This window comes from Lachnospira pectinoschiza (assembly GCF_020564355.1).
In the GTDB taxonomy this organism is placed as follows: domain Bacteria; phylum Bacillota; class Clostridia; order Lachnospirales; family Lachnospiraceae; genus Lachnospira; species Lachnospira intestinalis.
The window spans coordinates 322,713-338,966 of sequence record NZ_JAJCRR010000001.1; the positions used below are offsets into that span (position 1 = coordinate 322,713).

Sequence of the window (16,254 nt, forward strand, 5' to 3'; positions counted from 1 at the left end):
ACAAAGAAGATGGAATTAAGGGAGGAAATGGTTATGGACTTTTCAGCAGTTAATACAGTATGGGTGCTGGTAGGCGCCGCACTGGTATTCTTTATGCAGGCAGGTTTCTGCATACTTGAATCCGGTCTTACAAGAGCAAAAAATGCCGGTAACATTATTATGAAGAACTTAATGGACTTTTGTATCGGTACTCCGATTTTCTGGATTATCGGTTTTGGTATTATGTTTGGATCATCCAGCGCAATATTTGGTGGAATTGATTTATTTACACGAGGTGATTACTCAGCAGTAACACCGGACGGTGTTCCGTTTTACGCATTCTTCATTTTCCAGACAGTGTTCTGTGCAACATCAGCAACAATCGTATCCGGAGCAATGGCAGAAAGAACAGATTTCAAAGCATACTGCATTTACAGTGCAATTATTTCACTGATTGTTTATCCGGTATCCGGTCACTGGATATGGGGCGGCGGCTGGTTATCAGAATTAGGCTTCCACGATTTTGCAGGTTCCTGTGCAGTACATATGGTAGGCGGTATGGCAGCTCTGATTGGTGCCGCAGTATTAGGACCTCGTATCGGTAAGTATGATAAGAACGGAAAGCCAAGAGCAATTCTTGGACACAACTTGACAATGGCAGCACTTGGTGTGTTTATCCTGTGGTTCTGCTGGTTTGGATTTAACGGTGGTTCAACCGTAGCAATGGAAGGTCTGACAAATGCAGCGGATGGTTCAGAAATGACAATGGGTGCGCTTGCAGGTTCAGTATTCTCTACAACAAATATGGCAGCAGCCGTAGCAACCGTAACAACAATGTTATTTACATGGATTCGTTATAAGAAGCCTGATGTATCTATGTCATTAAACGGTACATTAGCAGGTCTTGTAATGGTAACAGCAAGTACAGACTGTATTGATATGTACGGTGCAGCCATTGAAGGTATCATCGCAGGTATCGCAGTTGTATTGGTAATCGAATTTATTGATAAAGTATGTAAGGTTGATGACCCGGTTGGTGCAGTCGGCGTTCATTTTGCAAATGGTTTACTCGGAACAATCTGTGTCGGACTTTTCTCAACAGGTCAGAACGGTGTTGGAGCAGGTCTTTTCTACGGCGGCGGATTTAAGCAGCTCGGTATCCAGCTTTTAGGTGTTGTTACAGTCTGCGCATGGGTTGGCGTAACAATGATTATCGTATTTGAAGTATTAAAGCACACAATCGGTTTAAGAGTACCGGCAGATATTGAAATCAAGGGTCTGGATTACGCAGAACATGGTCTTGCAAGTGCGTACTCAGGATTTGAATTTGCAGCAAATGATTTAACAATCGCATCTGATGATGAAATCGAAGTTTTCGGTTCTGAAAAGATGGAAAATGCCGTACCGGCAGTTGTAAAGACTTCTCCTGAAAAGGAAAATAAGATTACAAAGGTTGAAATCCTTGCAAAGCAGTCTAAGTTTGAAAAGTTAAAGAAGGCAATGAACGACATCGGCGTAACAGGTATGACAGTGACACAGGTACTCGGCTGTGGTACACAGAAAGGCGCACCGGAATACTACAGAGGTGTTGAAGTTGATATGCAGCTTCTTCCTAAGATTCAGGTCGAAATGGTTGTTTCAAAAGTTCCTGTTGCAGATGTTATTGATGCAGCAAGGAAGGCACTCTACACCGGACATATCGGTGACGGTAAGATTTTCGTATACGATGTGGAAGATGTCGTAAAGGTTCGTACCGGAGAAACAGGCTACGATGCTTTACAGGGCGCAGATGACTAAGTTGTAAAACTACTATAATATAAAGAATAAATTGAGTGACACCGCAGAAGAGGATAAACTTTTCTGCGGTGTTTTTTGAATCAGATGACGGCTTCATGTATAAAATATCTGTAAAGTTTTTCTTTTAAATTTAATAAAAATAGGAAACGTTCTTGTTTTTAACACAAAAAAGATTTATAATGACAAAAAAAGTAAAAAAGCAAAAACAAGGAGGATTGGCATGGCAGTTTGGAAGATTTCAGAAGATGTTTTTTATGTAGGTGTAAACGATACGACATTGGATTTGTTTGAGAGCCAGTACCGGATACCGGACGGGGTGACATACAATTCCTATGTGATTAAGGACAGCAAAATTGCAGTAATGGATACGGTGGATAACCGGGCGACAGATGCGTGGTTTGATAATCTGGAAGAAGTATTTGGTGGAAAAGCGCCGGATTATCTGGTTGTTTCGCATTTAGAGCCGGACCATGCCGGAAATATCCGGAAATTTCTGGTAAAGTATCCGGAAACGGTTGTTGTGGCAAATGCAAAAACAGTAGCCATGCTGCCACAGTTTTTTGAACTGGATACGGAAGAACTTTCTATATTAGAAGTCAAGGAAGGCGATACGTTAAAGCTTGGCAGACATACGCTACATTTTGTGATGGCACCAATGGTACACTGGCCGGAAGTCATGGTCGAATATGATGAAGCCGATAAGATTTTATTTTCAGCGGACGGATTTGGCAGATTCGGTGCATTGTCACAGAGTTGCACTTATGATGCCGCAGGAAAAGCACAGGACGTACTGGAGCATGAGTGGACAGGGGAAGCACGAAGGTATTTTATTAATATTGTCGGCAAGTACGGTGCTAATGTCCAGGGCCTTTTAAAGAAAGCAGCGGTACTTGATATTGAAAAAATTGCACCGCTGCACGGACCGGTGCTTACCGGTGGTCTGGAATACTTTTTGGATAAATACGCAAAATGGAGCAGTTATCAGCCAGAAGAAAAGGGCGTCGTGGTGGCATATTCATCAATTCACGGCAATACAAAATATGTGGCTGAACATTTTGCTTCTATATTGAAGGGGCAGGGTGAAGAAAATGTTGCTGTTTTTGACCTTGCAAGAGCAGATATGGCCCAAGCGGTTGCGGACAGCTTCCGTTATGATGCGCTGGTGCTTGCGGGCATTACGTATGATGGTGGATTAATGCCATGCATGGAGGATTTTTTGTATCATTTAAAAATGAAGAATTTCCAGAACCGCTATGCGGCAGTGATTGAAAACGGTTCGTGGGGTCCGGTATCCGGCAGGCTGATGAAGTCATATCTGGAGAATATGAAGAATATAACTATTTGTGAGGATATGGTAACAATCCGGTCAGTCATGAAAAAGGCAGATGGACAGGCATTGGAAAAACTGGCAGAAAAGGTTATAAAAAGAAGCTGATACAGTATATTGTATACACAAACGATAGTGAAAATAAACAAAAATTGTAAAGGCATTACAAAGAAATTATGTATTTTAATAGATAATTTAGAAGAATGCCTTTACATTTTGTCGAAGAAATACTAAAATATAGATAATCGGAATGATACAATTCCACAATATTTTTAAGGAGGATTACAAAGAAATGGCTAGAGCAAAACAATCTATGGATGGTAATACAGCTGCTGCACACGTTGCTTATGCGTTTACAGAAGTTGCAGGTATCTATCCTATCACACCTTCTAGTCCAATGGCAGATGTTGTTGACCAGTGGTCAGCAGCAGGACAGAAAAACATTTTTGGTAATACAGTAAAGGTGGTAGAAATGCAGTCAGAGGCAGGTGCCGCAGGTACAGTACACGGTTCACTTGCAGCAGGTGCATTAACAACAACATTTACTGCATCACAGGGTCTTCTTCTGATGATTCCAAATATGTACAAGATTGCCGGTGAACAGCTTCCTTGTGTATTTGATGTATCAGCACGTACAGTTGCTACACAGTCCCTGAATATTTTCGGTGACCATAGTGACGTTTACGCCTGTCGTCAGACTGGTTTCGCAATGCTTGCTGAAACAAACCCTCAGGAAGTTATGGATTTAAGCCCGGTTGCACACCTTGCAACAATTGAAGGTAAAGTTCCATTCATTAACTTCTTCGACGGTTTCCGTACATCTCACGAGATTCAGAAGATTGAAAAGTGGGACTATGAAGACTTAAAGGAAATGTGCAATATGGAAGCAGTAGAAGAATTCCGTGCACATGCCTTGAATCCGGAACATCCGGCTATGCGTGGTTCACATGAAAACGGTGATGTTTTCTTCCAGCATCGTGAAGCATGTAACTCAGCATATGATGCACTTCCAGCAGTTGTTGAGAAGTACATGAAGAAGATTAACGAAAAGTTAGGTACAGATTATGATTTATTCAACTACTATGGTGCACCGGATGCAGACAGAGTCATCATTGCAATGGGTTCTATCAACGATGTAGCTGAAGAAGTAATCGACTACTTAACAGCAAAGGGCGAAAAAGTAGGTCTTGTAAAAGTAAGACTGTATCGTCCATGGGTATCAGCTTCTCTCTTAAAGGTTCTTCCTAAGACTGCTAAGAAGATTGCGGTACTCGACAGAACAAAGGAACCTGGTTCATTAGGTGAACCTCTTTATCTTGATGTAGCAGCAACACTTCGTGAAGCCGGTATGAATGATGTTATCTTAACAGGCGGCCGTTACGGTCTTGGTTCTAAGGATACACCACCTTCATCAGTATTCGCTGTATACAAAGAACTTGAAAAAGATGCTCCAAAGGCAAGATTTACAATCGGTATCGTAGATGATGTAACAAACTTAAGCTTACCGGAAGTTAAGCCGGCTCCTATTACATCTGCTAAGGGTACTGTTGAATGTAAATTCTGGGGTCTTGGCGGTGATGGTACTGTAGGTGCGAATAAGAACTCTACAAAGATTATCGGTGACCATACAGATAAGTACATTCAGGCATATTTCCAGTATGACTCTAAGAAGACTGGTGGTATTACAATCAGCCACTTAAGATTTGGTGATAACCCAATCAGAAGTCCATACTATATCAATCAGGCTGACTTTGTTGCATGTCATAACCCATCTTACATCACAAAGGGATACAAGATGGTTCAGGATGTTAAGCCGGGCGGAATCTTTATGATTAACTGCCAGTGGTCAGACGAAGAACTCGCTGAACATCTGAATGCAGAAGCAAAGCAGTATATTGCAAAGAACAATATCCAGCTCTACACAATCAATGCAATTGACAAAGCAATTGAAATTGGTATGGGTAAGAGAACAAATACAATTTTACAGTCTGCATTCTTTAAGCTTGCAAACGTAATGCCTATCGATCAGGCAGTTGAATTCATGAAAGCAGCAGCTAAGAAGTCATACAGCAAGAAGGGTGACGCTGTTGTAGAAATGAACTACAAGGCAATTGATGCCGGTGTAGATGCTGTACATAAGGTAGAAGTACCTGCTGACTGGGCAAATGCAACAGAAGAAAAGAAGACAATCAACCGTACAGGTCGTCCGGCTACTGTAAAGATGGTCAACGAACTGTTAGATCCTATCGGATTAATGGATGGTGACAGCCTTCCTGTATCTGCATTTAAGGATATTGCTGATGGTCAGTTTGAAACAGGTGCATCTGCATACGAAAAGAGAGGAACAGCCGTTATGGTTCCTGAATGGGATCCTACAAGCTGTGTTCAGTGTAACAGCTGTGCATTCGTATGTTCTCATGCAACAATCCGTCCGTTTATTCTGGATGCAGGTGAAGTAAGTGCAGCACCTTCACAGATTAAGCTTGCTGATTCTAAGCATGCAGTAGCTGAAGGCATGAAGTTTACAATGTCTGTATCTCCATTAGACTGTATGGGATGCGGCGAATGTGTAACTGTATGTCCGGCAGCCGCTAAGGGCGCATTAAAGATGGTTCCACAGGAATCACAGGCAGAAGAACAGCCGGTATTTGACTACTTAGTAGCAAATGTTGGCAAGAAGGAGATTAAGCCTGTATTTACAGATGCTACTCCTATCGGTTCTCAGTACAACCAGCCACTCCTTGAGTTCTCAGGAAGCTGTGCAGGCTGTGCAGAAACATCTTACGCAAGATTAATTACACAGTTATTTGGTGAGCAGATGTACATTTCCAACGCTACAGGTTGTTCTTCAATCTGGGGTGGTCCGGCAGCTACATCACCATATACAGTAAATAAAGATTCCTTAAAGGGTCCGGCTTGGGCAAACTCACTGTTTGAAGATAATGCAGAACACGGTTTCGGTATGTATCTTGGACAGAAGACTTTAAGAGATCAGGCTATTGCTAAACTTGAAGAAATGGCAGCTTCTGAAAAGGCATCTGCTGAATTAAAGACAGCTGTAGCAAACTTCCTTGCATCTAAGGATGATACAAAGAAGAATGCAGCAGATGTTGCAGCACTGATTCCGGAAGTAGAAAAGGCAGCAAAAGAAGGTTGTCCTCTTGCATCGGAAGTTCTTGCAAAGAAAGATTACCTCGCTAAGAAGTCTGTATGGATCTTCGGTGGTGATGGTTGGGCTTATGATATCGGTTTCGGCGGTCTTGACCATGTACTTGCATCAGGTGAGAATGTAAACGTTATGGTATTCGATACAGAAATGTATTCTAATACAGGTGGACAGGCTTCAAAGGCTTCTAACATCGGTGAAGTCTGCCAGTTCGCAGCAGCAGGTAAGGAAATCAGCAAGAAGAGTCTTGCAGAAATCGCTATGAGCTATGGTTACGTATACGTAGCACAGATTGCTCTTGGTGCTAATCCTGCACAGGCTGTTAAGGCAATTGCTGAAGCTGAAAGTTACAACGGTCCTTCATTAATCATTGGTTACGCTCCTTGCGAACTTCACGGTATCGCTAAGGGTGGTATGAACCACTGCCAGGATGAAATGAAGAAGGCTGTTAAGGCCGGATACTGGAATCTGTTCTCATTCAACCCTGCATTAAAGGCTGAAGGAAAGAATCCATTCACATTAACTTCTAAGGAAGGTGATGGTTCATATCAGGAATTCTTAAATAACGAAGCTCGTTACACAAGACTGATTAAGCCATTCCCAGAAAGAGCTGAAAAACTCTTTGCTGAATCTGAAAAGACTGCAAATGCACGTTACCAGCACTTACTGAAGTTAGTAGAACTTTATAAGTAAAAAAGATTCGTCTTAACAGACAGAATCTAAAATAGAAGCACCCGGAGAGAGTCGGTAAAACGATTTTCTCCGGGTGCTTTTGATTTTAAAAATATACCTATTTAAATGATAGGGCATATATATAGAATTAATATTTTTGTTGCAAAATTAGATATACAGGTGGAAAAATTTATTTTATTAAAATGGATATAATTTTTTTGTACAAGTGAATCGACAAAAGTAATAAAAAAATATTAAATTTTACAAAAGAATTGTGAAATATTAACAATTAAATGAGCAAAAAAACGTTTAAAACAGAGAAAAGAAAAATAGTTTTATAAAATATATTGCAAAATGAATGCAATGCAATTATAATCCGCAGTATAAATTTAAAATAAATAATAGGAGGTTTTACAAATGAAGTTGCGAAAAACAACCAAAAGATGGATCAGCATGGCATTAACGCTTCTGATGATGATAACATCAGTATTTACAGGCGATTATGCCATTTTTGCTGCGGATTCTGAAGAATATACGTACGCAGACGGATTTCTGGTAACAGAACCAGTAAAAGGAACTGCATATGCATTTAATTTTCAAAACAAAGACAGTGAAATCTATGATACATCAAAAGAAAGTGCTAATCCGGAAATGAAATGTGGCACATTTGGATTGATGACCGTGGAGAAGGTGGGAAAATTCCATAGTACAGATCATGGCATGAACGGACAGGCACAGATGACGTTTAAGGTCGCTGGAAATTGTATGATTACAATTGGAGGATGTCAGTTTACAGGACAGAATGACCAGTTTGTATTAAAAACAACAACGGGAGCATTGGATGCCGTGTCTAAAGCAGCAAAAACAGCAAAATGTTATGATCCGGCTGATACAAGTGGTCAGGACAGAGTAAGCTTTTGTTATGTGGGAGATGCGGGAACAGTTACCGTGAGTTCACCGGGATCGTATATACCGGAAATTCTGATTACACCGCTTGCAGATGATTATATACCACAGTCTATAATGGTGGCTGATGGAATGACAGCAGCACAGATGGCAGTGAATACCAGCTATTATTATGATTTCAGGATAAAAGATAGTGTGCTTTACAATTTAGACAGCAGTGCGTCAGAACCTGCTTTGAATACAGGTGTTATAGGATTGATGGAGGTTCGGACACCCGGACGGTATAAGGATTCAACACATGGAATGCAGGGAAAAACGGAATTTACGATTCAGGTACCGGGAGACTGCAGCATTATGATTGGAGGCTGCCGGTGGGGTGGTGATATTAAACTTAATACTGAATCTGGAACACTTGACCAGACGGTTCAGTCTTCAAAGACACAGAATTGTTATAGTGAATCCCAGACCGACGGTTCGGATCGAATTGTTTTTGAGTATACGGGAAATGCCGGAACAGTTACGCTGACAGCAAATACATATATTCCGTATATTCTTGTGACTCCATCCGAACTTCAGAGACCGGAAGTTACAAGACAGATTGAAGTGTGGGATTTTGGAGCAAAGCAGGAAGAGGATACACAAATATATCATAACAATATCACACAGGCAGCATGGGATGCCAATGGTCTTATAGGTGAAAATGGTACACTGGATGGGACGGTTAATACAGATAAGATAGTGAATTTTGGTACACTTGCAGTAAAATACGAAAATGGAGACAGCATACAGGGCGGTGTCAATGCGCTGAAATTTGTCACAGGCGGTGTGAATTATACGACATTTTCATACGAGGACGGATATTGTTCTGATGGTGTATGGAAATGCAATGGAAAAGGTGGAAATACAAGACGCTGTGTTACATTAAATGATGTAAGTGCCGGAGATAAAATTGTGGCATATATGGGGTCTTATACAAAAGAAACCGACAAAGTTCATTTCCTTTATAAAGGGACACAGGGAACACAGGACGATACAGCAGATATTGGAAATGCAGCCTGTAAACGGTATGAATTTATTGCACAGTACAGTGGACAGTATCAGATTTATGTTGAAAGTACGACAAATGTAAAACCTGTATACCACAGAATTTTACAGATTCCTCCGGTTGAGGTAACAGGAACTGTAGATATAGCAGGTACGGATATTGCAGAATATGGCGTAAAATTTATAAATACGGAAACACTGGAAGAAGTGCAGGCAAAGGTTAAAAATGGAATGTATAAAGTTTCCCTGACACCGGGATATACATATACGGCAGTTCTTACAGAAAATGTGGGATTTGGTTTCACAGATGCGTGTAAAAATATTACAGTGCAGGATACAGATGTAATAAACGGAAAACAGCAGAATCTTTTTGTGGAAAGTAAAAATGTGTGTGAATTAAAAGGAAACATATCAGGCTTTGATACAGATTATAATACCAGTGCATTAAGGGTTATTTTAAAAGCACCTCAAAATTCAGAAAAAGAAGATGTTGTTTTTATACCGGATGAACAGGGAGCTTACAGTGTAAGTATTGAACCGGATGTAACATATACGATTACATTAAACGGCGTTAACGATTATGAGCCGGACGGAACAGCGCAAATCCGTCTGACACAATCAGCACAAGAGAATATTCATGTCGTAAAAAAAGAAACTTACACAGTGTCAGGTGCATTTACAGGTTTGGATGTGCCGGATACAGTGACAGCGTTACAGTTTGTGAATATGGAAGACCGGTATATATATGATGCAGCGATTTCTGCAAATAGTTATCAGCTTAAACTGCGTAACGGTACATATGAAGTAAAAGCAGAGGCAGGGGACTATCAGACTGTTTCACATATTGTCGTTGATAATCAGGCAGTCGCAAGAGATTTGCTATTTTTAACGACAAAAAAAGAAAAACTTGAATGGGTACCGGATATTTATGTCGGATATGACCAGAAAGAGCATAATTATCAGACAGTGCGGGAAGCGGTAAAAGCATGTAAAGCGATGAATCCTTCTGATGAATCAAAGCGTATTACTGTTCATATCGCGCCGGGGGTGTATCGTGAGCAGGTTCTTGTAGATACACCATATGTAACATTTATTAATGATGAACCGGAAAAAGAAGTGCTGTTAACGTGGTATTATGGTATTGGATACGAATACTACAGTATTGGTGCTGACGGGTATTATTCAGAAGCAGCAGCGTATGACAAATTTGAAAAAAATACTGCACAAAAATGGGGTGCGGCTGTTTATATAAAAAATACGGCAACAGCATTTCGCGCACAGAATATTACATTTGAATCGTCATTTAATAAATACATTACAGATGAAGAATTGGCAGACGGTGTGACACCGGGTGGACCGGATATTAAGAATTTTGAAAGAACCAAAGATTCTGATGTGGCAAGCGGTGAGGCGACAGAACGTGCCAGTGCGCTTGCAGTTGAAGGTTCACAGTCGGAGTTTTATGAGTGTAGAATTGTCAGTAGTCAGGATACACTGTATACAGGTAATAATATTCAGGCATATTTCAAGAACTGTTTCATAGATGGCAATACTGATTATATCTTTGGCGGCGGTGATGTTTTATTTGATGCCTGTGAACTGAGTTATTATGGATACAGCAATACACAAAAGGGCGCTTATATTACGGCTGCGGCAGATGGAAGTACGACCGGTTACATTTTCAGAAATTGTTATGTGTCAGCCAATGATGCATGGGATGTAGCGGCAGGATATTTTGGAAGACCATGGAGAAGCAGTGCAACGGTTGCATTTTTAAATACAAAGCTTCAGACAAAGGATACAGTAACAGCGGTAGGCTGGAATTCAATGAGTGGTGCCAGACCGGAAGATGCAAATTATCAGGAATACAATACGACGGTTTTAGGAAGCGGTGCGGCAGATGTTTCAGCTAGAACGGCAGGCACAGTAAAGAATGAAAATCCATATGCAGATATTGTGCAGACATTTAAGGGCTGGCAGCCGTTTTATTTTGTACAGGAAACAGACACGGCAGTGACAGTGAAAGATATTGCCATCGAAGGCGAGCTTAAAACGGGTTCTGTTTTAAAGGCATTGTATACGTTAAGTGGTAATGAAAAAGCAGATGCATCTGTATTGGAATGGTATCGTATAACACCATCAGGAGAAGAAACACTGGTAAAGGCAGTACCTTCTTATGCGGATAAAAGCTATACAATTACGCAGGAGGATGCAGGATGTTCTATCAAACTGGTTATAAAGCCGGAAACAATCAGTGGAACAACAGGTGACAGTAAGAGCTTTGTATCGGCACAGGTGCCAAAACAGCCAACGAAACCGGAGCAGCCGTCAAAACCTGAACAGCCGGATGTTCCATCATTCAATGCGGCAACGGTATGGACCGTAGGAGATTCAACGGTATGCAGTTTTAATGACACCTATTATTATCCAAGGTATGGATGGGGAACACAGTTAGAACATTATTTTGATAGCAGTCTCACAGTGAAAAATCTTGCATTGTCAGGAAGAAGCTCAAAAAGCTATGTGCAGGAAGAACAGTATCAGACATTAATGCAGGGAATGAAAGCAGGAGATTACCTGTTTGTTGGCTTTGGACATAATGATGAAAAAGCGGATGAAGGACGGTATACGAATCCAAATGGCAATTATTTGACAGAAGGTTCATTTGCCAATTCGCTGTATGTAAATTATGTAAAACCGGCGCAGGAAAAAGGCGTTACAGTTGTTCTTTGTACACCGATTGTCAGAAGAACAGCAACAGGAATATGGGAAGATTCAAATCTGCATATCACATCGGATTCAGGTAAATTTGAAGGAGGAAATTATGCCGAGGCAATTCGTAAAATGGGTGAAGATTTAGATATAACCGTTGTGGATATGACAACGCTTACAAAGAATCTTTATGATGAGCTGGGAGCAGATGAAACATTGAATTTACATGCATGGACCTCGTCTTCTGGTACCAGCGTAGATAATACGCATACGAATATTTATGGTGCACGTTATAATGCATACATGATGACAAGAATATTGAAAGAACAGAATATTCCGGGACTTTCAGAACACATTAAGGAGGCCCAAAAACCGTTAAAGAGCGAAGTATTGCAGCCAAATCCGGATTATAAGGAAGCAGAATATACTCCGGTTACAGATGTCAGTCAGCTTTGGAAACAGATTGGTATCTGGAGCGGTTCGGTATTTGGCGACCTTGGCGGTAAGCCGTCAAAGGCAACGCATGTGCTTGAAGGACTGGAAAATAACACAGTCCATATTAAGAGTACAAAGGGAAAAATAACGGATACTTCTGACGGTATAGCGATGTATTATTATAAAGTCCCGGCAAAAAGTGTATTTACACTGTCAGCTAAAATGAGAGTGTTATCTTACGATGTACATGATCAGGCTTCATTTGGACTGATGGTAAGAGATGCTGTATGGCTGGATATGAATACGAAAGATATGATGGGAGATTATGTGGCAGCAGGACCACTAAAATTATCAAAACAGGGAAATGTATGGAACTGTTTTGCGAGAAAGAGTGGTGCTTTAACACGGGGAGGAATCTGTGTAAATGAAATTGCAGCAGGTGATGTGATTGATGTTAAAATTGAAAGCAGTACAGACGGATATGCCTGCACATTCGGGAAAGAAGAAACAATTACCGGTGGATTTGACTTTAAATTGACATCTATTGATTCCGATTATGTCTATGTGGGCATGTACGTGGCAAGAAATGCCGATGTAACCTTCTCTGATGTAAAGCTTATCGTAGACGGTAAGGAAGTTACGGCAGAACCGGAACAGCCAAGTGAACCGGAGCAGCCAACAACACCGGAGCGGCCGACAACGCCAGAGCAGCCGACAACCCCGAGTGAGCCGACAACACCGGAGCAGCCGACGAAACCGGAACAGCCAACGACGCCGAGTGAGCCGACAACACCGGAGCAGCCGACGAAACCGGAACAGCCAACGACGCCGAGTGAACCGACAACCCCGAGTGAACCGACGACACCGGAACAGCCAACGACGCCGAGTGAGCCGACGACACCGGAACAGCCAACGACGCCGAGTGAGCCGACAACACCGACAGAAACAAAGACAACGGTTACAGTCAACGGAAGCGGTACAGTAACTGTTCCTGAAACAGTTGAATTTGTGGGTGCAGACGGCAGTGTATTAAAGAATACAAAGTTGAGCCTGAATATTGTAAAAGAAGGACAGGCATACGATACAGCTGCACAGCAGATGAAAGCGGCAATCGAAAATGAAATGCCGGAAACTTTGAAAAACAGCAGTGTTTCTTATCTGGAAATGAATCTGACAGATGAAGCAGGTCAGACTGTAACATTTAAGAATGGCAAGATGGGGGTTACTTTGGAATATCCGGCAGGAACAGGAAAGAGCGGTTACTCATTTGCAGTGCTTCATTTGACAGAAAATGGTCTGGAAACACAGATGCCGCAGCTGACAGACAATGGACTTTATGTTGAAGTTTCCTCATTCAGCCCGTTTGCGGTAGTTTATCAGACAGTAAATGAACAGCCGACCACACCGTCAGAACCGGAACAGCCGACTGTTTCAGAGCCGACAACAGTACAGCCGACACAAACGGTACAGCCGTCTACGGAAGGTTCTGCAGCAACAACTTCTGATGCACAGACAGAGGATACAGGTGTTGCAACTGCGGACACCATGCGTGCAGTTCCATTTGTACTGATGATGTTTGCGGCAATGACAGCATTCGTTGTGCTGGCAGGCAGAAAGAAAAAAGAAGTAAAATAAAAGAATAAAAATCATACAGTGAATATATGAAGCAGACCTCCGGTCGTTAGAAGTAAAGCAAAAATCTGACGACCGGAGGTCATTTTTTGTTACAAAATTAGATATATAGATAAAAAACATTATGATATAATAGAACTATAAATAGAATATGATGATACAAAAGAACTATGTGAGGATTTAAGGAGGAAAGGTGTATGAAGAAAAAATACCGTTTAAAAGGCTGGGTACTGTGGAAGAAGGCTACGGTCAGGAAAGACAGGCGACAGGAAAGCAGATACAAATTTTAAATACCGGCAATCAGACTGTTACGGTTAAAGCAGTCAGTGCCGAAGGCTATGTGGTAGGTATCCCGGAAGGCAGTATTACGATATCGGACATGACATGGAACAAGTGGCTGAATCAGATAACTTTCGGAAAGTTCTTTAATAAGACACAGAAAGTAGAGATTACGGCACACGATACCGGAACAGGCATTGCAAATATTGTCTACTATGTTGCAGAGGGTGAGCAGAGTGTAGAACAGTTAAATGCACTGCCAAACGGAAAGTGGAATTTATACAAAAAAGAATTTACGGTAGAGCCGGACAGCAGAATGGTTGTTTATGCAAAGATTACTGATAAAGCCGGAAACACAGCTATGGCAAATGTACAGGTTTATGTGCAGAAAGTCACACAGCCGCCTGTATTTATCGGAATCAGCGACGGCGGCATTTATTGTGAAAATGTAAAGTTTACGGTGGAAGATGATAATTTATAGAATGTATTTGCAGGAGATAAACAGCTTACGGCGGATAATGGAATCTATACGATACAGGGCAGTAATCAGCCGGTAAAGGTTACGGCAGTGGACGCCGATGGCAACCGTGTTGAGGTGACGATACAGAAAAAAGAAGATGTATCCGAAGCACAGCAGGCACAGGCAGAAGCACAGCCGGAACAGCCGCAGAGTGCGCCTGTCCAGACCGGTGACAGTACCCCTGTTACATGGCTGTTTGCCTTACTGGCATTAAGCGGAACAGGCATTGTCGGTTCAAAAGCAAAGAAAAGCCCCGCGGGGACTGTCAGCGATAAAATCTGACAGTCCCTGCGGGGTATTTTTGTTTCGGGGTATTTTTGTTTTTTACGGCAGTTTCTGTTCCCGGTAAGCGGACGGACTGATATGAAACAGCCGCTTAAAGGCACGGCGGTAAGAATACACACTGTTATAGCCGACATCTTCGGCAATCTGTTCAATTGTCGAGTCAGTGTCCGACAGCAAAACACAGCTTTTTTCAATGCGGCATTTTTCAAGGTATTCCGCAAAACAGATACCGGCGTATTCCTTAAAAATACTCGAAAGATAGCCTTCGGAAACTTGAAAATGCTGTGCCGTACCTGAAAGATTTAAGTTGGCATCGGCATAGTTTTGCAGGATAAAATCGGCAGTTTCCTGAACGAGTTCCTTCTTTTTGCTCACTCTTTGCCCGGCAAGTACAGAGCTGACCGAAAGACACAGGTCATGCAGGTGTGAAAAATAATATTCAAAATCACCCTGACAGCTGATAATTTCCTGCTGGAAAGCAAATAGCTGTTCTGAAAAACCGTACTTTACCGGATTCAGACTCCAAAAGGTGGCAGTTACAGCATTATGAAGGGCAAGCATTTGCCCAGCAATCATCTGTCCGGGAGAAAAAGAGCGAAGCCGTGTATTTTCATCTTCAAGAACGGTCAGGATAAATCGAATCAAATCAATGTTGTTGGTTTTTATGCCCTTTATTAATAAATCCGCGGCAGTCTGTGGATAGAAACAGCGATCTGCATTTCCCGCAGTAAAAAACAATTGGTCAGAATACACGGTAATATCGTCATGGCTGTCCGTCAGCGAAAATGAAAGCGCAGTCAGCGCCTCTTTTTTTGCAAAGATAAATTCGGACAGGCTGACACAGGGACGGCTGATGCCCCAAAAGACTGTGCAGTTGTGCCGCTGTTTAAAATATTCATAAGACTGCTTAATATAGATGTCTGGCTCAAATTCTTCAGGATAATTAAAAAGCAGTAAAAATTCATGATTTTCCGTGCGATAGAAGAATGTTGGAAATTCTGCCAGTCCGGCGGTGTATTTTGGAATGATGGAAACCAGTGTACGCCGGTAAGAATCTGTTTCTGCTTTATATGTACCAGACAGTGAAAATGCAGCGATACAAAAAAACGGATACGGAAAGCGGAGGTGCAGTAAATCTGCGGTTTCCGGTTCCGGTGCATAACTTGTCCGTGTAAATGCTTCATGTAAAATCCCATATATTAATAACTGCTCATTCATACTACTCCATTTCTGAGCGACTTTGTCGCGTAGATGCGATGAGAAATTCGCGCAGGCGATTTCTCATCTGCAATCATGGCTATTTGTTTTCGCTCGGAAACAATATAGCCGTGCGAAAAAGTTTTGATTTAAGGCTTTTTCACACTACTCCAATTTCTTTGTTTTCACACAGAGTACATTTTGTACGATGAAAAATTGTACCCTGCACGTCTATCATAACGAAAAATAAAACTAAAAACAAGATATTTTGCAAAAAACTTTTACAAAAAATAATTGCAAAAG

General features: G+C 41.6%; 7 protein-coding genes. 6 read left to right on the forward strand and 1 reads right to left on the reverse strand.

What is annotated here, in order from left to right:
* Positions 1-33: 33 nt before the first annotated feature.
* The 6 genes from LI288_RS01615 (at position 34) to LI288_RS01640 (ending at position 14,751) form a co-directional block, all read left to right on the forward strand.
* On the forward strand, positions 34-1,776 hold the full coding sequence (locus LI288_RS01615; RefSeq protein ID WP_227089222.1) for an ammonium transporter: 1,743 nt from the start codon (positions 34-36) through the stop codon (positions 1,774-1,776).
* A gap of 220 nt (positions 1,777-1,996) precedes the next feature.
* Positions 1,997-3,211 (forward strand): FprA family A-type flavoprotein, encoded by a 1,215-nt coding sequence (locus LI288_RS01620; RefSeq protein ID WP_022433432.1) that lies wholly within the window; start codon positions 1,997-1,999, stop codon positions 3,209-3,211.
* A gap of 184 nt (positions 3,212-3,395) precedes the next feature.
* Positions 3,396-6,962, forward strand: coding sequence for a pyruvate:ferredoxin (flavodoxin) oxidoreductase (nifJ, locus tag LI288_RS01625; protein WP_022433431.1), 3,567 nt, complete (start codon positions 3,396-3,398; stop codon positions 6,960-6,962).
* A 396-nt stretch (positions 6,963-7,358) separates the two neighbouring features.
* Positions 7,359-13,673: a pectinesterase family protein gene (locus tag LI288_RS01630; RefSeq protein ID WP_227089223.1), complete on the forward strand. Its 6,315-nt coding sequence runs from the start codon at positions 7,359-7,361 to the stop codon at positions 13,671-13,673.
* Between the two features lie 190 nt (positions 13,674-13,863).
* Positions 13,864-14,430: a hypothetical protein gene (locus LI288_RS01635; RefSeq protein WP_227089224.1), complete on the forward strand. Its 567-nt coding sequence runs from the start codon at positions 13,864-13,866 to the stop codon at positions 14,428-14,430.
* Between the two features lie 87 nt (positions 14,431-14,517).
* Positions 14,518-14,751, forward strand: coding sequence for a hypothetical protein (locus LI288_RS01640; protein ID WP_022433428.1), 234 nt, complete (start codon positions 14,518-14,520; stop codon positions 14,749-14,751).
* A gap of 42 nt (positions 14,752-14,793) precedes the next feature.
* On the opposite strand, the gene LI288_RS01645 is transcribed toward LI288_RS01640, so the two are convergent.
* Entirely contained in the window at positions 14,794-15,972 is a 1,179-nt protein-coding gene (locus tag LI288_RS01645) for a helix-turn-helix transcriptional regulator (protein WP_227089225.1), read from the reverse strand.
* Positions 15,973-16,254 lie beyond the last annotated feature (282 nt).

Bases quoted from the DNA above. Each gene is read 5' to 3' on its own strand.
- LI288_RS01620 (WP_022433432.1), top strand. From the start codon at position 1,997: ATGGCAGTTTGGAAGATTTCAGAAGATGTTTTTTATGTAGGTGTAAAC.
- LI288_RS01630 (WP_227089223.1), top strand. From the start codon at position 7,359: ATGAAGTTGCGAAAAACAACCAAAAGATGGATCAGCATGGCATTAACG.
- nifJ (WP_022433431.1), top strand. From the start codon at position 3,396: ATGGCTAGAGCAAAACAATCTATGGATGGTAATACAGCTGCTGCACAC.
- LI288_RS01615 (WP_227089222.1), top strand. From the start codon at position 34: ATGGACTTTTCAGCAGTTAATACAGTATGGGTGCTGGTAGGCGCCGCA.
- LI288_RS01645 (WP_227089225.1), bottom strand. From the start codon at position 15,972: ATGAATGAGCAGTTATTAATATATGGGATTTTACATGAAGCATTTACA.